Raw genomic sequence first — 18,743 nt, 5'->3', positions numbered from 1 at the left:
GTTCTGTCGTTGAGGGGGTTACTGCTGGGCAGCCAGGTAGCGCAGGGCCACGCGGGTGGACTGCTCGGCGGCGTGGCGCAGGACCGGGTCGACGTCGTCGTACATCTCGTCGATGAGGGTCTTGAGGTCGACGTCCGCGCCCAGGCGCTCGTGCACCTCGCGGATCTGCTCCAGGCGGTGCTCACGGCGGTCGAGGTACTTGCGGGCGAAGGCGGACACGTCCTCCCCCTCGGGGCCGTGGCCGGGGAGCAGGGTGACGCCCTGGCCGCGCTCCTCGAGCAGGCGCAGGGTGTCCAGGTACTGGCCCAGGTCACCGTCGGTCTCGGAGATCATCGTCGTGTGGCGGCCGGCGATGGTGTCGCCGGTGATGATGCCCTCGAGGGTGGACTCTCCCGGCCTGCCGGACCAGATGAAGAAGCACAGCGAATCCGCGGTGTGGCCGGGGGTGTGCACGACCTCGACCTGCGGGGTGACGCCGTCGACGGAGATGATGTCGCCGTCGGCAAGCGGGGTGCCCTCGCCGGCGCACATGGTCGGGTCGAAGGCCCGGATGGGGGCGCCGGTGAGCTGACGGAAGCGGTGGGCGCCGTCCGCATGATCCGGATGGTGGTGGGTGAGCAGGACGAGGCCGACCTTGTCCGCCTTCGCGCCGAGGACGTTGAGGTGGCCTTCGTCCTCCGGGCCGGGATCGATGACGATGCTGTGGGTGTCCCCCTCAGCACGGATGACCCAGGAATTCGTACCCTCCAGTGAGGCGTAACCCGGGTTCGGGCACAGGACGACGGACACGGACTCAGAGACCGGTCGAAGCTGGCTGTAGGCAGGATGCTCCATGCGCACCAGCTTAGCCCGCTTGCCCCGGCCTGCCGAACCGAATGCCGGAGAAAGACCCGGGGTGGATCAGTCCGCGACCTCGACGATGAGCTCGATCTCCACGGGGGAACCCAGCGGCAGTTCCGCGACGCCCACGGCGGACCGTGCGTGCTCTCCGGCCTCCCCGAAGATCTCCCCCATGAGGTCGGAGGCGCCGTTGACCACGACCGGCTGGGCGGTGAAACCCTCGGCGGAGGCGACGAAGCCGACGATGCGCAGCACGCGGGTCACCTTGTCGATGCCGACGAGCGCATCCACCGCGGCGAGGGCGTTGAGGGCGGCGGAGCGGGCCAGACGGGCGGCCTCCTCGGACGTGACATCCGCGCCGACCTTGCCGGTGGCGGCGAGCTGGCCGTCGACGAAAGGCAGCTGGCCGGAGGTCCACACCTGGTTACCGGTGCGGATGGCGGGCACGTAGGCGGCGACGGGCGCGGCGACGGCGGGCAGCTCGATGCCCAGCTCGGAGAGGCGCTGCGAGACGGAAGACATCAGTTCTTCTCCCGCTTCATGTAGGCGACGACATTCTCCGGGTTCGGTCCCGGGATGACGGTGACGAGCTCCCAGCCGTCCTCGCCCCAGGTGTCGAGGATCTGCTTCGTGGCGTGGCTGAGCAGCGGAACAGTGGCGTATTCCCAATTGGTCATGGCACCACACTACCCGCGGCGGTCTCAGATGCCGTTGAGTTCTCCACCGGAGGACAGGTACTCGGCCCAGTTGGTGATGTGCGGGTTCTTGCGCAGCAGAGCGCGACGCTGCCGCTCGGTCAGCCCGCCCCAGACGCCGAACTCCACCTTGTTGTCGAGGGCATCCGCGCGGCATTCGGTGACCACCGGGCAGTGCCGGCAGATGACGGCGGCCTTGCGCTGTTCCGCACCGCGGACGAACAGGGCGTCCGGGTCACCGGCCCGGCACTTGGCGTGAGTGATCCACTCTCCGCGCTCGTAACAGACGGACTGCTGCTCGAACGGGGAACGGAGGGTCTCTCCTGCAAGCGGGGTTGCCATCATGCTCTCCAATCAGACAGGCCGGAAGTGGCGTGGTCTTTCTGCGTGTAAGTGTATTCACAGTCTTCACACTAAGTCGAATACGTCACACTTCCAGGGGCAATCATTAGTTCCCACCACCCCCCTCCACTGCGTAGGGTAAGAGGCGTGTCTGTGTGGAAATCCCTGGCCAATATCACCGCCGCCGCCATCGTCGCAGGTGTAGCGGGTGCCGTCGCCCTCGCCCCCGTCGCGGGTATCACCGGCGTGGGGGTCGCCCGAACCAACGAGACCATGCAGTCGAACCTCGCGGACCTCACCGACGGCACCACCCCCGGGGTGACCACCATCACCGACGCCACCGGGCAGCCGATGGCGTGGTTGTACAACCAGCGCCGCTACCCCGTGGCCAACGACGCGATCTCCCAGCACATGAAGGACGCGATCGTCGCCATCGAGGATCACCGTTTCTACGAGCACGACGGCGTCGATATGCAGGGCACCGTGCGCGCTATGGCCACCAACGTCCTCGCCGGCGGCGTCGAGCAGGGTGCGTCGACCATCAACCAGCAGTACGTGAAGAACTACCTGCTGTTCATCGAGGCGGAGAACGAGGCCGAACAGGCCGCGGCCGTCGAGCAGTCCATCCCCCGCAAACTGCGGGAGATGCGCATGGCCTCCGACCTGGACCGCAACCTGTCCAAGGACGACATCCTCACCCGCTACCTCAACCTGGTGCCCTTCGGTAACCGCTCCTTCGGCATCGAGGCCGCCGCCCGCACCTACTTCGGCATCAGCGCCGCCGAGCTCAGCGTCCCGCAGTCCGCGCTGCTGGCCGGCATGGTCCAGTCCTCGGAGTACCTCAATCCGTACACCAACCTCGAAGGCGCCACCCAGCGCCGGGACACCGTGCTGCAGGCCATGGCCGCCCAGGGGATCATCACCGCGGAGGAGGCGGAGGCCTACATCGCCGAGCCGCTCGGCGTGCTCGACTCCCCCGCCACCCTGCCCAACGGCTGCATCGCCGCCGGGGACCGCGGTTTCTTCTGCGATTACGCCCTCACGTACCTCGAGTCCAAGGGGGTGGAGAAGGAGCGCCTGATGGAGGGCGGCTACACCATCACCACCACCCTCGATCCGCAGGTGCAGGACGCCGCCCGCGCGGCCGCCAGCCGCAACGTCGACCCCATGACCGTCGGCGTGGCGGAGGTGATCAACGTCGTGGAGCCGGGCCAGGAGTCCCGCAACATTCTCGCCATGACGTCCTCCCGCAACTACGGCCTGCACCTCGAGGCCGGCGAGACCGTCCTGCCCCAGCCCAGCTCCCTGGTGGGCAACGGCGCGGGCTCCGTGTTCAAGATCTTCACCGCCGCAGCCGCCCTCGAGGAGGGCATGGGCCTGGAGACGGTCCTGCCCGTCCCCACCCGCTACGAGGCCCGCGGCCTGGGCACCGGCGGCGCGCGGAACTGCCCGCCCAACACCTACTGCGTGGAGAACTCCGGTACCTACAAGGAGCAGATGACCCTGCGGGAGGCGCTGGCCCACTCCCCCAACACCACCTTCATCCAGCTCATCGAGCAGGTCGGGGTCCCGGCCGTGGTGGACATGTCCGTCAAGCTGGGCCTGCGCAGCTACGAGACCCCGGGCACCTACGACGGCGAAAGCTCCATCGCGGACTACATGAAAAACGCCAACCTCGGTTCCTACACCCTGGGCCCCACCGCCGTGAACCCGCTCGAGCTCTCCAACGTCGGCGCCACCCTCGCCTCCGGCGGCCGCTGGTGCGAGCCGAATCCCATCGTCTCGGTGACCGACCGCGACGGCCAGGAAATCTTCCTCGAGAGGCCCGCCTGTGAGCAGGTCATGGAGGAGGGCGTCGCCCACGCCCTGGCCGACGGCATGTCCGAGGACCTCATCACCGGCACCGGCGCCCGTGCGGCCGCCGCGAACGGGTGGGGCGGGCAGGCCGCCGCCAAGACCGGCACCACGGAGTCCCATCTGTCCTCCGCATTCCTCGGTTTCAACAGCGGTTTCGCGGCGGCGCCCTACATCTACAACGACGGCACCTCCTCCTCCCCGCTGTGCACCGCGCCGGTGCGCCAGTGCGGCTACGGCGATCTCTTCGGCGGCAGCGAGGCCGCCTACTCCTGGTTCCAGACCGCCAACCAGGTACCCGCCGCCCTCAACGGGGGCCTCTCCGGACACGACGCGCGCTACGACCTCGGCACCACCCACGCCGTCCTGGCGCAGGTGGTGGGCATGACCGAGACCCAGGCCCGCCAGACCCTCGAGGGGCAGGGCTACCGGGTCCAGGTGAGCACGGTCGACGGCTCCCAGCCGCGGGGCCGCGTCGAGCAGGCCCGCCCCGACGGACTGCTCCAGCCGGGCGGCACCGTCATCCTGGATATTTCCCGGGGCTACACCCCGGCCCCCACCCCGCGGGCCCCCCTCCCGCTGCCCGAGATCTCGCAGGAGGACATCGACGAGATGACCAACCAGCTGCGTGACGCCCTCGGGCTCTGATCAGCCAGGCGATCAGCCCAGCGCCGCGCGCACGGCCGTCGACAGGCGCTTGCCGTCGACCTGACCGGCGGCGGACTCGGTGGCGACCTTCATGACCTGCCCCATCTGCTTCATGGACACCTCGGCGGGCGCGACGCCGGCGTCGGCGGCGACGGTGGCCACGGCGGCGTCGACAAGCGCGGCGACAGCGGCGTCATCGAGCTGCGCCGGCTGGTAGTCCTCGAGCACCGCGATCTCGGCGAGCTCGGTCTCGGCCAGTTCCGGGCGGTTGTTGTCGGTGTAGATCTGCGCCGATTCGCGGCGCTTCTTGATCTCCCGGGCGATGACCTTGAGGATCTCCTCGTCGCTCGCCTCGTGCTTGGCGCCGGTGGTCTCCTCCCCCTGGATGGCGGCCAGCAGCATCCGGATGGTGCCGGTGCGGCCCTTGTCCTTGGCCAGCATCGCGGTCTTCAGGTCGGCGCGGATCTTGTCCTTCAGCTCACTCATGGGGACCACGCTACTCTGCCGCTAAGGTGGTGCGGGTGAACAAGACCATCTTCTCGCTGATCAGTGCCGCCGGCACCGCCGCCCTCGCCGGGATCGGCCTCGCCGTGTGGGGCAACACCGAGCTGCGTCGCTTCGAGCTCAAGGACATCACCGTGCCCCTGCTGCCGCCCGGCACGCTGCGCGGACGCGGGGAATTCCGCCTGCTCCACCTCTCCGACCTGCACATGATCCCCGGCCAGGAGACAAAGGAAGCGTGGGTCTCCGCGCTCGACGCCCTGCAACCGGATCTGGTGGTCAACACCGGCGACAACCTCTCCGACGAGCGCGCCGTCCCCGACGTCCTCCGCGCCCTGGGCCCGCTGCTCAACCGCCCGGGCATGTTCGTCTTCGGCACCAACGACTACTGGGCGCCGCAGCTGCCCAACCCGTTCTCCTACCTGGTGGGCCTGCGCCGCATCCCCTCCTACATCGACCTGCCGTGGCGCGACATGCGCGCCGCCTTCATCGAACGCGGCTGGCAGGACGCCACGCATCAGCGTCTGGAGTTCCAGGTCGGGCCCGTGCGGATCGCCGCCGCGGGCGTCGATGATCCGCATCATGACCTCGACGACTACTCGCTTATCGACGGCCCCCCCAACCCCGACGCCGACCTCTCCCTGGCGCTCCTCCACGCCCCGGAGCCCCGCGTCCTCGCCGAGTTCGAGCGCGACGGCTACCAGCTCTCCCTCTCCGGGCACACCCACGGCGGGCAGCTCTGCCTGCCCGGCTCCCGGGCGATCGTGACCAACTGCGGCATCGACCGCGCTCGCGTCCAGGGCCTGCACGACTTCGGCCGCATGAAGATGCACGTGACCAACGGCCTGGGCACCTCCAAGTTCGTGCCGCTGCGCCTGTTCTGCCGCCCCTCCGCCACCCTGCTGCGCATCACCGAGATCGCCTCCTGACCTGGCGTTTTGCCGCCCGCTGTGAATGTGGGCTAAGGTATTCCAGGTACCGCGGAGTTGATCTGCGGAACACCGGGATATGGCGCAGCTTGGTAGCGCGCTTCGTTCGGGACGAAGAGGTCGCAGGTTCAAATCCTGTTATCCCGACCACTCACGTAGAAAACCCCCTCTCACCAGCGGAAACGCGGAGCGAGGGGGTTTTTCCCTACCTAGGGAAACCCCAGGTAGATGTGGGGGAACGTGGGGAGGTGTGGGCGCGGATGTGGGCACGGTGTGGGCACGCCGCGAGGCCAGCGGCCCGGCAGCCATACCCACTGCCCCCTCAAGGAGGCAGCTAGCTCAGGACGGGCGCTTCCACCAGATGCAGGAGCTGGGCAAGCTCATCGATGCGCTGCGCCAGTTCCCTTTCATCCCGGGCGGTGGCGTAGACGTAGAAGTCCGGGCGCAGGATGGCGTACTTCACTCCGGCCTCCGTCAGCCACCGTTCGTAGAGCCTGTCCTTGTCCAGGACGTCAACAGTGCCGCTCTCCGAACCGATACTCACGGAGTGCGCGCCGATGGTGTCGAGCACGAACAGCTGCCTCTCATCGAGCACGTCTACCGGCCGTGAGTTCATGCCGATGACGCTCCAGCCGCGTCCCACCACATCATCGAATCGCCCGGTCCTGCCCTGGTATTGGACGATTCCCTGCTTACCCAGGTCCCCGCCCAGGGGACTGTCTGCCTGCCACACTCCGGGGCCGAGTTGGGCGACGTCTGCGTTGCGGGGTACGCCGTCCCAGTTCTTCATCTCGTCGATCATGCGCGCATCGCGTTCAGCAGCCGCCTCCTCATCAGGAATACAGATGACGCGGCCCAGTTCCATCGAGAAGTCGATGTAGTCACGGGCGTGGTCGCGGCGCTCCTGCTCGTAGGTGTCGAGCAGCTTGTCGTCCGCCTTGCCCTTGAGCACCAGGTCCAGGCGCCAGGAGAGGTTGAGGGCATCCCGCACCCCCGCGCACATGCCCTCACCGGCGAACGGTGGCATGAGGTGCGCGGCGTCACCCGCGATGAATGCCCGGCCCCGCCGCCATTCCTCGGCCCACCGGGCCTGGAAGCGGTAGATCGTCGTGCGCTCCAGGATGGCCTTCTCCGGGGTGACGCCCCACGGCTCCAGCATTTTCCAGGCGTTGTCCTCGGTGACCATCTCCTGGAGGTCCTCGCCGGGCAGGGCCATGAACTCCCAGCGACGACGCCCCGGACCACCGGGAACGATGGTGGTGGGACGCTTCGGGTCGCACAGCTGCCAGTGGACCGGCCCGTGCTCGAGTTCCTGGGTCGGCTGGACGTCCAGGACGAGCCAGTCAAAGAAGAAGCCCAGGTCATTCATCTCGAGGTTGAGAGCTTGGCGGACAAAGCTGTTGGCGCCATCCGCTCCGATGACGTAGCGGGCGCGGAGTTGTTCCTTCGGATTGTCCGGATTCTCCACCTCCGGGTTGGAGGTGAGTTCGCCGTGCAGGGTCACCGAGTCCTCATCCTGCTCGATTCCGACGACGTGCCATCCGCGGCGAATGCTCACCCCCTCCATGGTGTCGGCGATTCCGTGCAGGCGCTTCTCGAAGTCGGGCTGATAGAACCAGTAGCGGGTGCGCCAACCGGAGTCGGACATGCTGCTCCAGTCGATCTCCATGAGGGTCTCGCCCTTGGCGTTACGCCAGGAGTAGGGATCCTTCGTGTGGTACTCGATGGAGGAGTCGTTCTCCGAGTCGACTCCCACGTACCCGAGGATGCGGGCGATTTCGTGGTCGAAGGTGCAGGCCCGGGAGCGGGCGAAGGCAGTGGGCCATTTTTCCAGGATCGTGACGGTGTGCCCCTTCTGCCCGAGGAGCAAACCAAGGAGGGTTCCGATGGGGCCTGCGCCCACGATGGCGACGTCGGCATCAAAGGTCTGTGACATTGCGAAGTGTTCCTTCCGCGAGTGATGTGGGCCATAGGGTCTGCGCTAGATAGTGAATGATGATTCACATATGAGCAAGGGTTCACTTCGTAGGCGACACCCCCCACCCACCCCCGAGTCATGCCCTTTCGCCTCATCAACTAGGTTTTTTGTTATGGCAGGGAGCACCGATCGAAGGACTCTGCGCCGGGAACGCACCCGGGCGCGGATCATGGAGGCTGCGCAGGTGCTGATCTCCGAGCGCGGCTTCCACGACGTGGGCGTTCTCGAGATCACCGAGGCCGCCGACATCGGCACCGGAACCTTCTACAACTACTTCCCTTCCCGCGATGAGCTTCTGGCCGCGGTCGCGGAAGAATCCATGGAGCAGGTGGGCGCGGCCCTCGACCGTCACCTCTCGGTCCTGGACGACCCCGCCGAGACCTACGCAGGTTCGCTGCGCCACCTCGTCCTGCATGCCCTGACGGACCGGGTGTGGGGAGGCCTCTTCGTGCAGATGGGCGCCGCACACCCCGCCCTCATGCGCACCATGGGCCGCCGATGCCGGCGAGATCTCGTACGCGGAATCGAGGCGGGCCGCTTCATGATCGAAGACGTCGACCTCGCCGTGAACTGCACCTTCGGCGCGCTCGTCTCGGCACTGCAGGGCGAGCTCAACGATGAGCACCCGGGCCGCTGCGACAAGCTTTTCGCCCGCGCCATGCTCCGCATGGTGGGCGTGACCCACGATGACGCCACGGAAGTGACCAACAGGCCGCTTCCCACGCTCAGCGCCTGAGAGCCGAGTCCCGCAACCCGGGAACCGACCAGGCCAAGCGAAGCCATCGCCTTCCAGGGCCGACAATCGACACACATCGGGCCTCCGGCGTCCCCGATCCCTAAAAATGCAGGTTAAGCAGCATCTACGGGCCCACACGGGCCCGTTTTTCGCGTTTCGGGGGTAGTCCGGCGGGGGTGGCGAAAGATTTTCCGCGCGACACCATCATCGTCGCAGGTGAATGGCCATTCGCCGGTGAATACTCATTCACTTTTGGAGTTCCGGCCGCCCGGAGGCCCTTGTTTGGGCGTCGTGAGCGGGCCTATGTTGATGCCAGTGATCAGCATTACAAAACCACGAGGAGGAGATCACGATGACATTTGTAGCCGGCGGACACCACCTGACCATGTGCGTGGGAGGAGCCCAGGAGGATGTCGATTTTCACACGAAGCTGCTGGGCATGCGCCTCATCAAGCGAACCGTGCTTTTCGACGGAACCACCCCCGTGTACCACCTGTACTACTCCAACCAGAACGGCGAGCCGGGCTCGATCCTGACGACATTCCCCTTCGGCCAGGCCGGCATCAAGGGACGTCGGGGCACCAACCAGTCCAAGGAAATTCTTCTCTCGGTTCCCGAGGACTCCATCGATTTCTGGCGGCGTCGCCTGGAGAACGGCAACGTCGAGACCCGGACGCTGGAGCGCTTCGGCACCGAGCGGCTGGCATTCCAGCATCCGGCGGGCATCGACTACCAGTTCGTGGCTGTGGCGGGTGATCCTCGCGAGGGCTACCGCGGCACCGACGTTCCCCAGGAGTTCGCCATCCACGGCGCCTACGGCATGGGCGTCGACTGCTTCAGCCCCGAGGCCAACGTCGAGTTCATCAAGGACTTCTTCACCCACAACGACGTGCTGACCGACGGCGACAGCTACCAGGTCACCATCGGTGCCGAGAACTCCGGCGGCGTCTGCGAGATGAACGTCAACCGCCATGAGTCGCAGGGAAGCTGGATCTACGGCGACGGAACAATCCACCACTTCGCGCTCAACATGGGCGACGCGGAGAACCAGGACGCAGTGAAGCTCGAGATCGAGGGCTCGGGATACACCGATATCTCCGAGCTCAAGGACCGCAAGTACTTCAAGTCCGTCTACGTCCGCTCACCCTCCGGCTCCCTGTTCGAGCTGGCGATCACCGACGAGGCAGGTGGCTGGAACTGCGACGAGTCCCCCGAGGAGCTGGGCACCAAGTTCCAGCTGCCGGGCAAGTTCGAGTCGCGCCGCGAGGAGATCCTGTCGCAGCTCGAGACGATTGAGGCCTGAGAGTCCCTGAGGAATGGGGCATGGCCACCGCGCTCATGCGCCCTTCCACAAGTACGAACTCACTGAGGGAAGCGGGAATGGAATTGCCCATTCCCGCTTCCCTCAGTGCCATCATCACCACACACAAAGGCGGCACGACATGAGCACGGATACACTGAATTTTCTTCCGATCGAGAAGATCACCAGCGGGGTCGGCGCTTTGCGCGAGGTCTCGGAGAAGTTCGCGGGGAGCAGGGTGTGCCTGGTCACCAGCAGGTCATTGCACCGCAACCTCGCAGGAAGCGGGGAATTCGAGGCCCTCACAACCCATGCCGGTGCAGTGGACACCGTCTTTGCACAAGCGCACGTGCCGGCAGATCTGGTCGAGGAACTGGCAGCCTCCCTGCAGGCCACGACCCCGGACTACATTCTGGGTATCGGAGGTGGATCCGTCTTTGACCTGATCAAGGCCGCCCTGGCCCAGGTGAGCGATGCCGGCAGGAGACGTCCCTCCTTCGTGGCAGTGCCGACCACCTTGTCCGGCGCCGAGTTCGCCCATTTCTATGGCGTGACCGTGACCGAGGACGGCACGACGCGGAAGAAGAGCTTCGTGCGATCCGATGTCGTGGCGAACGAGATCGTGCTGGACGGCGAGTGGGCGCGCCACACCCCGGACCAGCTCTGGGTGAGCACGGGCCTCAAGGCACTCGATCATGCGGTGGAGGCGTTCATCGCCACGGGGCCGAATGTGTTCCTCGAAGAGCTGCTGCTGGGCGGGATTCGTCGCATGTCCGCTGCTCTGCGACAGGAAGCGTCGGAACCGAGCGTCGATAATCGGCAGCGGGCGTTGGTCGCTGCCTGGCACTGCTATCCCTTCCCGGCCTCGATGACCCTGGGGTTGAGCCACCGGATCGGGCATGCCCTGGGCGGCCGATTCCACGTGTCACACGGTCTGACCTCGGGTGTCGCCCTGCCGGCTGTCATGGATGCGGTGCACCGCTCCGGCGCGGTGGACCTGAGCAGGATCGCCCAGGCACTCGCGGGAGGCGGCGACCCCGGCTCGCAGCAGGCTGGTGCACTCATGCGGGCTTTGGTGAGCGACCTGGGGTTGCCGACCACCTTGACCCAGCTGGGTCTGGAAGGCAGCGACGTCGACATCCTCGCGGAGGAGGTGGCACGGGAATTCCCGGATTCCCTGGCCGTCCTGGGGCCGGAGGAATCCGCGGCTTCCCGCCGGGAACGGTTGCAGCAACTGCTCGTCTCCGTGCAGTAGGAGCAGACATGAATACTGTCAGGAGCGATCTTCCCTCGATCCTGCAACTCCACACGAACTACCGGGAGGGCACCGCGACCGTCCGGGGCACGGTGGATGAGGCGTGGAGCAGCAGGGATCGCCATGTCTCCCTCAACGCCTGGATTACCAGCGAGGAGCCTGCGAATCTGGCGGAGTCACAGGCCCGCATCGACGCTGGTGAGATGCGCCTTCTGGAAGGAGTCCCGGTCGCCGTCAAGGACATCATCGATGTCGCGGGCATGCGCACCACCAACGGCTCGGGACAGGCCTTTCACTCTCGGGCACGCGACGATGCCGCGGTGGTCGCCCTCCTGAAATCCCAGGGCGCCCTCATTCTCGGGAAGGTGGCGACAGAGGAGTTCGCCTTCGGAATCACCTCGAAGAACGCCCACTTCGGGCCGACGAGGAATCCTCTCGATCCCACGCTGACGCCGGGCGGGTCGTCGGGTGGCTCCGCGGTGGCTGTCGCCGCGGGGGACGTGTTTGTCTCGGTCGGGACGGACACCACGGGTTCCGTGCGCATTCCCGCCGCCTTCTGCGGAGTCGTCGGCTTCAAACCCACCTTCGGTTCCCTCAGCGGCGTCGGCGTCACGCGGTTGGCGCCCTCCCTGGACACGGTGGGCATCATCGCGCGCAGCGTGGCGGACACCAGGACGACCCTGGCGGCCCTGAACGTCGATGTCGAGCCCGCAGACCCGCGCGAGGCGCACGTCATGTGGCTGAAAAGGCTCGACGGGGTGGCCGTGGAACCTGCCATCGACACCGAGCTGAGGAAGGTCGCGGAGCGCTTGAATGCCACTGAGGTGTCGCTGCCGGAGCAGGGGATCTACGAGCTGCTGGGGGACATCGTGACCACGGAGGCCCTGCAGGTACATAAGGAGGAAGGGTGGTGGCCGGCGGCCCACGACGCCTACAGCCCCCTCCTCCGCCACCGGCTGCAGGCTGCGGAATCGAACGATCTCCAGGACTATCTGCAGGCGACACTCGACCGGTCCCGGATGCGTTCTTTGTTGGGCCACCTGCTCGGCGACTCCGTGCTGTTGCTGCCGACCAGCGGAGCTTTCCCCATCGCCATCGAGGACGTCGACGATCCCGTCGCCCTCGCGGCTTTTCGCCGCGGTGTGATGACCTATTGCGGGCTGGCCAGTCTGACGGGCTTTCCCGCGATCGCCCTCCCCGTGCCGGGGCGGGATTTTGTGTCCCTCCAGCTGATCGCGGCCCCGGGGCGGGACCGCCAGCTCCTGGCAGCCGCCGAGTGGGTGGAATCGATCATCGCCACCTTTTAAGACCCCGCTTATCGACGCCGCTCCAGCACCGCCCCACCCAGGCCCGACACGGCCATCGCGCCGAGCACCCCGAGGGAGAGCCACAGGACCCCGGGAGTCCCGGCGTTGCCTGCCGCGGTCAGCCCGGCGGTGGCCCAGTTCAGCGGGGAGAGGTTCGCGGCGACCTGCCAGGCGGCGGAGACCTCGGTGGTGGTCAGCGTCTTCCACACCCAGCCGACGACGCCGAGCTGCACGAGGCCGAGCACCCCGGCCACCAGCGAGCCCGGCAGCGCGCCGAAAAGCTGCACGAGCTGGCGGGTGACCACGGCTGCGGCCAGCGCGCCGAGCGCGAGGACGGGGACGGACAGCGCCAGCACCCGCGCCTCGAGGCCGCCGCCGACGAGCCACAGGAGCAGCACCCCGGCGGCGGTGAGGGCGGGGATGGCGACGGCGAGGAGAAGGGGGCGTCGATAAGCGCCGGCGAAGGCTCCGCCGACCATGACCAGGGCGGCGATGAGCAGGGCGAACAGCGGCGACAGCGAGGGGCCGACGGCCGCGGCCGGTTCGCCGGTGGCGGCCGGAGCCACGGGCAGCGCGCGCTGGACGGCGCTGATGCGGTCCTGGGTGCGGGTGGCCATGTCGTCGATGCGCTGGGTGCCCTCCTCGAGCGCCTCGACGCCGGAGACGGCGTCGCCGACCCCGCCCTGCGCCTGGGTCAGCCCGGCGGAGAGGTCCTGGGCGCCGCGGGTGGCGGAGTAGACGCCGTCGTGGAAGGCGTAGCCGGGGACGCCGAGCTGGTTGGCGATCTCCCGGGAGCCCTCCTTGAGCGCCTGCAGTTGCTGCGCCATCTCCCCGTCGAGCTCGAGGACCTCCACCTGGCCCCGCAGGCCCGTGAGCTGCTCGCGGGCCTGCACGACCTCGGGATCGCGCACCCCCTGCAGGTTGTGGAGGGTGTCGTCGATGGCCAGGAGCAGCTGTCCCCGCAGCGCCCCGAGGCCGATGACCTGGTCGACCGCCCCGCCGACGCCGTCGGCCACCTCGCCCGCGCCGGTGCCCAGCTGCCCGACGCCGGCCTGCAGCTCGACGAGGCCCTGGTGCAGCTGCTGGGCCCCGACGACCGCCTCGTTGAACTGGGTCGGCAGCTCCGCGGCGCCCGTCTTCATCTCGGCGACACCGTCGGCGAGTTCCCCGGTTCCGGTGGTGAGGAACCCCGCCTGGACGCCCGCCTCGCCGGCGGCACGTCGGGCGTCGACAAGCTCCGGGGAGCTGACGGCAACGGGGGCGGCGGCCGGCTCCTCCCCGCTGCTCCACGCGGAGGCGGGGTCGAGGTGGGTGGCGGCAGCGACGGCCGCGCCGATGACCAGGGGGACCACCAGCAGCAGCGCGGTGATCCAGTGGCGGAGGGACGGGCTCATGACTTAAGAAACTAACGGTAGAAGGGGTGCCAGATGGGGTAGGCGCACCGTCGGGGCCGACTGGTAACGTCAATTGGGATTCTTGACCTGTACCCGATCTCCTAAGAGCGTGGTTTCCCTGTGACCCTCATCCTCGTCATAACGCTCGCCGCTGCAGCGGTGGCGGCGGCCGCCCCGGCGGTGCGGCTCCTGGACAGAAAGGCAGGGTGGCCACTGGCCGCCCTCTTCCTCGCGGGGGCGGCGCTCCTCGGCCGGGAACTGCCCGGCGTCATCGACGGCCGCCCCCTCACCTTCGAACAGGCCTGGGTGAGCGACGTCGTCGCGCCCGGCATGGACGTCGCGGTGTCCCTGCGCGGCGACGCCCTCGGCGTCTTCTTCGCGCTGCTGGCCCTGGTCATCGGCGCCGTGGTGTTCATCTATTCCGCCGCCTACCTGCCGAAGGGCCGCGGGAACACCAGTTTCTACACCATCATGACGGCGTTCACGCTGTCGATTCTGCTGCTGGTGCTGGCCGACGACGTCATCCTGCTGTTCCTGGCGTGGGAGCTGGTGTCCCTGGCCTCCTTCCTGCTCATCGCCCGTTCGGGTTCGGCCGGCGAGGCCGGGTCGATCCGCACCCTTATTCTCACCTTCATCGGCGGGCTCACCCTGTTGGTCGTCGTGGCCGTCGCCGCCACCACCGCGGGCACCACCCGCCTCTCCGCGATCCTCGCGGCCGACTTCTGGGCGGAGCGACCGGGCCTCACCGCCGGGCTGGCCGTGCTGGTGGCCGTCTCCGCGTTCACCAAGTCCGCCCAGCTGCCCTTCCACTTCTGGCTGCCCGAGGCGATGGCCGCCGCCACCCCGGTCTCCGCGTTCCTGCACGCCGCGGCCGTGGTCAAGGCCGGTATCTACCTGCTGCTGCGCTTCTCCACCGTCTTCCACGACGTCGCCGTGTGGAACGGCCTGCTCATCATCGTCGGCATGACCACCGCCGTCATGTCGGCGGCCTTCGCGGTGCAGAAGACGGACCTCAAGCAGCTGACCGCCTACTCCACGGTCTCCCACCTGGGCTGGATCGTGGCCACCATCGGCGTGGGCACCCCCTTCGCCCTGGCGGCGGCCGTGGTGCACACCGCCGCGCACGCCCTGTTCAAGTCGAGCCTGTTCATGCTCATCGGTGTCATCGACCACGAGGCCGGCTCCCGGGACATCCGCCGCCTCGGCCGTCTGTGGGACCGCATGCCCTTCACCTTCGGCTCGGTGGTCATCGGCGCCGCCTCCATGGCGGCCGTGCCGCCGCTGCTGGGATTCCTCTCCAAGGAGGGCATGCTCACCGCCTTCCAGGACGCCCCCTACTCCGGTGTGCTGCTGTTCTTCGCGGCCATCGGCGCGCTGCTCACCTTCACCTACTCGGCGAAGATCGTCTTCGGCGCCTTCTTCGACGGACCCCGCGACATGTCCGGCGTCCACGAGGCCCCCGTCTCCCTGTGGCTGCCGGCCGCCCTCCCGGGTCTGCTCTCCCTGCCCCTGGCCTTCCTCGTCTCCTTCGCCGACGCCCCCCTCGACGCCGTCACCGCCTCGATCGGCGCCCCGCATGAGTCGCATCTGGCGCTGTGGCACGGGGTCAACACCCCGCTGCTCATCTCCCTGGCGGTGCTGGCGCTGGGCATCCTCGGCGTGGTGTTCCGCCGCCGCCTGTGGCCGCTGCTCGAGGGGCGGCGGATGTTCCCCGGCTCCGGCAACCAGCTCCTCGAGTCCGGGGTCCGCGCCTCCACCCTCCTCGGCCGCGCCTTCGGCTCCCTGGCCAACACCCACAACCCCTCGCGCCACCTGCTGCCGCTGGTGCTGTGCGTCATCGTCCTCGGCGGCGCGACCCTCCTCTCCCCCGGCGTCGACGGCATCACCCCGGCCCCCCGCACGGCGGGCCTGGACAACCCCTGGGACCTCATCCCGCTGGTCATCATCGCGGTCTCCGTCGTGGGCCTGGCGCTCACCAACTCGCGCCTGTCCGCGGCGGTGCTCATCGGCACCGTCGGTGTCGGCATGAGCCTGCAGATGATGCTGCTCGGCGCCCCGGACGTGGCGCTGACCCAGCTCACCGTCGAGGCCCTCACCGTCATCGTCATCATGATGGTCCTGCGCTACCAGCCGAACCTCTTCCCCCGCGTGAAGTCCGGCCGCCGCCAGATCGGCTCGCTGCTCATCGCGCTGGCCGCCGGCGTCGTCGCCTTCGGGGGCGTGTTCGCCCTGCTGGGGCGCCGCGAGCGTTCCGAGCTGGCCATGTGGTACCTCACCGAGGCCCCGGAGATCACCGGCGGCCAGAACGTGGTGGCCACCATCCTCGTCGAGTTCCGCGCCCTGGACACCCTCGGCGAGCTCTCGGTGCTGGGCATGGCGGCCATCGTCATCGCCGCCGTCGCCCATTCCATGCCGCGCCACCCCTTCAAGGAGGGCACCCGCCCGGCGCCCTTCGGGCAGTCGCAGCTCAACTCGATCCCGATGCGCAAGGTCATCGTGCTGGTCATCCCGGTGCTGGTGCTGCTCAGCGTGCTCGTGTTCATGCGCGGCCACCAGGATCCGGGCGGCGGCTTCGTCGCGGCCCTCATCATGGGTGGGGCCATCGGCCTGGCCTACCTGTCCAAGGGGCAGGACGGCATCGTCTTCCGCGAGTCCACCCCGGTGTGGCTCACCGGCGTCGGCATCATGACCGCCGTCGGCGCGGGCTTCATCGGCCTGCTCGAGGGCTCCTTCCTCTACGCCATCCACGGCTACATCCTGGGTGAGCACATGACCACCTCGCTCATCTTCGACCTGGGCATCTACCTGGCCGTGCTGGGCATGCTCACCATGGCGATCAACGCCCTCGGCGGCTATCTGCGCCCCGGCGTCGACGTCAACGACCTCGACTACGCGCGTATCGACGACACCGGTCCCCTCCCCGCCACTCCGCCCGTCGAGCCCGACGCGGAGCACGCCGAGGCCTTCCCCGCGCCGATCAACCCGGCGGACGCCCCGCGCTCGGTGCTCGTCGCCGATCCCGCAGCCGATCCCGCCGCCCCGAGCACCGAGGAGACCGCCCGATGATTCTCGCCCTCACCATCGCGATCCTGGTCACCGGGTCCGTCTACCTCATCCAGCAGCGCGGCATGGTCCGCATCGTCTTCGGCATGTCCCTGCTGGGCCACGCCGCCAACCTCACCCTGCTGGCCTCCGGCGTGGGGGCATGGCGCGGGGAGCCTTTCCCGGACCGCACCGCGCTCGACGTGGCGGCCGACCCGCTGCCGCAGGCCTTCGTGCTCACGGCGATCGTCATCGCCATGGCCACCACCACAATTCTGCTCACCCTGGCCGCCCTGGGCCGCGACGACGACACCGACGTCCCGGAGCCGGCCGACGACAACATCGGTGTCGATCCCGTCGCCACCCTGGGCCGTGCGGCCGGTAACGGAGGCAACTAATGGACTGGACTCTCCCGCTCTTCGCCGCCGTCCCGCTGTTCACCGCGGCCGTGGCGGTGCTCCTGCCGTGGCGCTGGGCCCGCGACGTGCTCCACATCGGCATCCCCGTGCTCGGCATCATCGCCGGTGGCTGGCTGTTCGCCCACACCGCCGCGCACGGACCCATCGCCCACAATGTCGGCCTCTACGTCGGTGGCGTGGCCATCCCCTTCGCGGCGGACACCTTCGCGGCCATCATGATCGTCACCACGATGATCGTGGCGGCCACCGCCAACTGGTTCGCCACCATCTCCGGGGAGACGGTCTCCCGCTACTACGCCTCGCTGACGCTCATCCTCATCACGGGTGTCAACGGCGCGCTGCTCACCGCGGATCTGTTCAACTTCTTCGTGTTCATCGAGGTCATGCTGCTGCCGTCCTACGGCCTCATCGCGATGTCGGGCACGTGGGCGCGCCTGGCCGGGGGCCGCACCTTCGTGCTGGTCAACCTGGCCGCCTCCACGCTGCTGCTCATCGGCGTCGGCGTGCTCTACGGCGTCACCGGCTCGGTCAACATCGCCGCGCTGCAGGGGGCCGCAGCGGGGAACGGTCCGGCAGTCGTCGCGATGGGCCTGGTCATCATCGCGATCGGCGCGAAGGCCGGCGTCTTCCCCGTCCACACCTGGCTGCCGCGCACGTACCCGGAATCCTCCGCCGCGGTGATGGGTCTGTTCTCGGGCCTGCACACCAAGGTGGCCGTGTACATGCTCTACCGCATCTACGTGAACATCTTCGATCTCGAGGACCGCTGGAACTGGCTCATCATCGCCCTCATGGTCGTCTCCATGCTGGTCGGCGCCTTCGCCGGCCTCGCGGAGAACTCCATCCGCCGAGTGCTGGGCTACCAGATGATCAACGGCATGCCCTTCATCCTCGTCATGCTGGCCTTCACCGGCGACGATCCGCAACGCGCCCTGGCCGCCGGCCTGCTGTACACGCTGCACCACATGATCACCGTCGGCGCGCTCATCCTCACCTCGGGCGCCATCGAGGAGACCTACGCCACCGGGCTGCTCACGCGGCTCTCCGGCCTGGCGCGCCGCGATCCGCTGGTCGCCGCCCTCTTCGCGGCCGGCGCCTTCTCCATCGTCGGTTTCCCGCCCTTTTCCGGCATGTGGGGCAAGGTGCTCCTCGTCGTCGAGATCACCCGCGCCGCCGACTGGTGGGCCTGGCTGGTCATCGCCGTCATCGTGGTCGCCTCCCTCGGGGCGCTGCTGTCCATGCTGCGCGTCTGGCGCGAGGTGTTCTGGGGCAAGCCGATGCAGCGCTACCCCCGTGAGCTGCGCGTCTCCGGCCGCCTCATCGCCCCCTCGGCCGTGCTCATGGTCGGCTCGCTGGCTATGTTCCTGCTCGCGGGCCCGCTTATCGACGCCACCCTCACCGCCACCGCAGGTCTCCTCGACGTCGACGGCTACGCGGCCGCCGTCCTCGGCGAGAACCCCATCGGTGTGCCCGACATGACCGACCTCCAGGGAGGCCGCTGAC

General features: G+C 68.2%; 16 protein-coding genes and 1 tRNA gene. 10 read left to right on the top strand and 7 right to left on the bottom strand.

The features are described from left to right. Positions 1–18 precede the first annotated feature (18 nt). The 4 genes from ACFPUZ_RS10280 to ACFPUZ_RS10265 form a co-directional block, all read right to left on the bottom strand. Positions 19–834: an MBL fold metallo-hydrolase gene (locus ACFPUZ_RS10280; protein ID WP_377001814.1), complete on the bottom strand. Its 816-nt coding sequence runs from the start codon at positions 832–834 to the stop codon at positions 19–21. 66 nt (positions 835–900) lie between these two features. Continuing rightward, positions 901–1,362, bottom strand: coding sequence for a RidA family protein (locus tag ACFPUZ_RS10275; protein ID WP_377001813.1), 462 nt, complete (start codon positions 1,360–1,362; stop codon positions 901–903). Beyond that, positions 1,362–1,517: a DUF4177 domain-containing protein gene (locus tag ACFPUZ_RS10270; protein WP_143337501.1), complete on the bottom strand. Its 156-nt coding sequence runs from the start codon at positions 1,515–1,517 to the stop codon at positions 1,362–1,364. The genes ACFPUZ_RS10275 and ACFPUZ_RS10270 overlap by 1 nt, the downstream gene beginning before the upstream one ends. A 24-nt stretch (positions 1,518–1,541) precedes the next feature. Beyond that, a complete protein-coding gene (locus ACFPUZ_RS10265; protein WP_377002258.1) occupies positions 1,542–1,877 on the bottom strand; it encodes a WhiB family transcriptional regulator in 336 nt (111 codons plus the stop codon). A gap of 147 nt (positions 1,878–2,024) precedes the next feature. On the opposite strand from ACFPUZ_RS10265, the gene ACFPUZ_RS10260 reads away from it, so the two are divergent. Then, positions 2,025–4,379, top strand: a complete 2,355-nt coding sequence (locus ACFPUZ_RS10260) for a transglycosylase domain-containing protein (protein WP_377001812.1) — start codon at positions 2,025–2,027, stop codon at positions 4,377–4,379. Positions 4,380–4,391: 12 nt separating this feature from the next. Here ACFPUZ_RS10260 and ACFPUZ_RS10255 read toward each other — a convergent pair whose 3' ends face one another. After that, positions 4,392–4,865 carry a GatB/YqeY domain-containing protein gene (locus ACFPUZ_RS10255; RefSeq protein ID WP_377001811.1) on the bottom strand — a complete coding sequence of 158 codons (474 nt, stop codon included), beginning with the start codon at positions 4,863–4,865 and terminating at the stop codon, positions 4,392–4,394. Between the two features lie 35 nt (positions 4,866–4,900). Between ACFPUZ_RS10255 and ACFPUZ_RS10250 the strand changes: the two genes are divergently transcribed. Further along, entirely contained in the window at positions 4,901–5,809 is a 909-nt protein-coding gene (locus tag ACFPUZ_RS10250) for a metallophosphoesterase (RefSeq protein ID WP_377001810.1), read from the top strand. 73 nt (positions 5,810–5,882) lie between these two features. Continuing rightward, positions 5,883–5,959 (top strand) — tRNA-Pro (locus ACFPUZ_RS10245). Between the two features lie 184 nt (positions 5,960–6,143). Here ACFPUZ_RS10245 and mhpA read toward each other — a convergent pair. Then, positions 6,144–7,745: a bifunctional 3-(3-hydroxy-phenyl)propionate/3-hydroxycinnamic acid hydroxylase MhpA gene (gene mhpA, locus ACFPUZ_RS10240; protein WP_377001809.1), complete on the bottom strand. Its 1,602-nt coding sequence runs from the start codon at positions 7,743–7,745 to the stop codon at positions 6,144–6,146. 154 nt (positions 7,746–7,899) lie between these two features. On the opposite strand from mhpA, the gene ACFPUZ_RS10235 reads away from it, so the two are divergent. The 4 genes from ACFPUZ_RS10235 (at position 7,900) to ACFPUZ_RS10220 (ending at position 12,385) form a co-directional block, all read left to right on the top strand. After that, on the top strand, positions 7,900–8,523 hold the full coding sequence (locus ACFPUZ_RS10235) for a TetR/AcrR family transcriptional regulator (protein WP_377001808.1): 624 nt from the start codon (positions 7,900–7,902) through the stop codon (positions 8,521–8,523). 352 nt (positions 8,524–8,875) lie between these two features. After that, complete coding sequence (locus tag ACFPUZ_RS10230) at positions 8,876–9,826, top strand: VOC family protein (RefSeq protein WP_377001807.1); 951 nt, start codon at positions 8,876–8,878, stop codon at positions 9,824–9,826. 139 nt (positions 9,827–9,965) lie between these two features. Continuing rightward, on the top strand, positions 9,966–11,078 hold the full coding sequence (locus ACFPUZ_RS10225) for an iron-containing alcohol dehydrogenase (protein ID WP_377001806.1): 1,113 nt from the start codon (positions 9,966–9,968) through the stop codon (positions 11,076–11,078). A gap of 8 nt (positions 11,079–11,086) precedes the next feature. Then, positions 11,087–12,385: an amidase gene (locus ACFPUZ_RS10220; protein ID WP_377001805.1), complete on the top strand. Its 1,299-nt coding sequence runs from the start codon at positions 11,087–11,089 to the stop codon at positions 12,383–12,385. Positions 12,386–12,393: 8 nt separating this feature from the next. On the opposite strand, the gene ACFPUZ_RS10215 is transcribed toward ACFPUZ_RS10220, so the two are convergent. Next, a complete protein-coding gene (locus tag ACFPUZ_RS10215) occupies positions 12,394–13,779 on the bottom strand; it encodes a hypothetical protein (protein WP_377001804.1) in 1,386 nt (461 codons plus the stop codon). Positions 13,780–13,899: 120 nt separating this feature from the next. Between ACFPUZ_RS10215 and ACFPUZ_RS10210 the strand changes: the two genes are divergently transcribed. The 3 genes from ACFPUZ_RS10210 to ACFPUZ_RS10200 are packed head-to-tail and all read left to right on the top strand — an operon-like array spanning position 13,900 to position 18,742. Next, complete coding sequence (locus ACFPUZ_RS10210) at positions 13,900–16,845, top strand: DUF4040 family protein (protein WP_377001803.1); 2,946 nt, start codon at positions 13,900–13,902, stop codon at positions 16,843–16,845. Continuing rightward, positions 16,842–17,219 (top strand): cation:proton antiporter subunit C, encoded by a 378-nt coding sequence (locus ACFPUZ_RS10205; protein ID WP_377001802.1) that lies wholly within the window; start codon positions 16,842–16,844, stop codon positions 17,217–17,219. The genes ACFPUZ_RS10210 and ACFPUZ_RS10205 overlap by 4 nt, the downstream gene beginning before the upstream one ends. Then, positions 17,219–18,742 carry a monovalent cation/H+ antiporter subunit D family protein gene (locus ACFPUZ_RS10200; protein WP_377001801.1) on the top strand — a complete coding sequence of 508 codons (1,524 nt, stop codon included), beginning with the start codon at positions 17,219–17,221 and terminating at the stop codon, positions 18,740–18,742. Before ACFPUZ_RS10205 ends, ACFPUZ_RS10200 begins: the two co-directional genes overlap by 1 nt. Position 18,743: the final 1 nt, after the last annotated feature.

This window comes from Corynebacterium nasicanis (assembly GCF_042658165.1).
Taxonomy (GTDB): Bacteria; Actinomycetota; Actinomycetes; order Mycobacteriales; family Mycobacteriaceae; genus Corynebacterium; species Corynebacterium nasicanis.
Note: the sequence above shows the minus strand (reverse complement) of the source record. Positions and strands in the feature narration are given on the sequence as shown.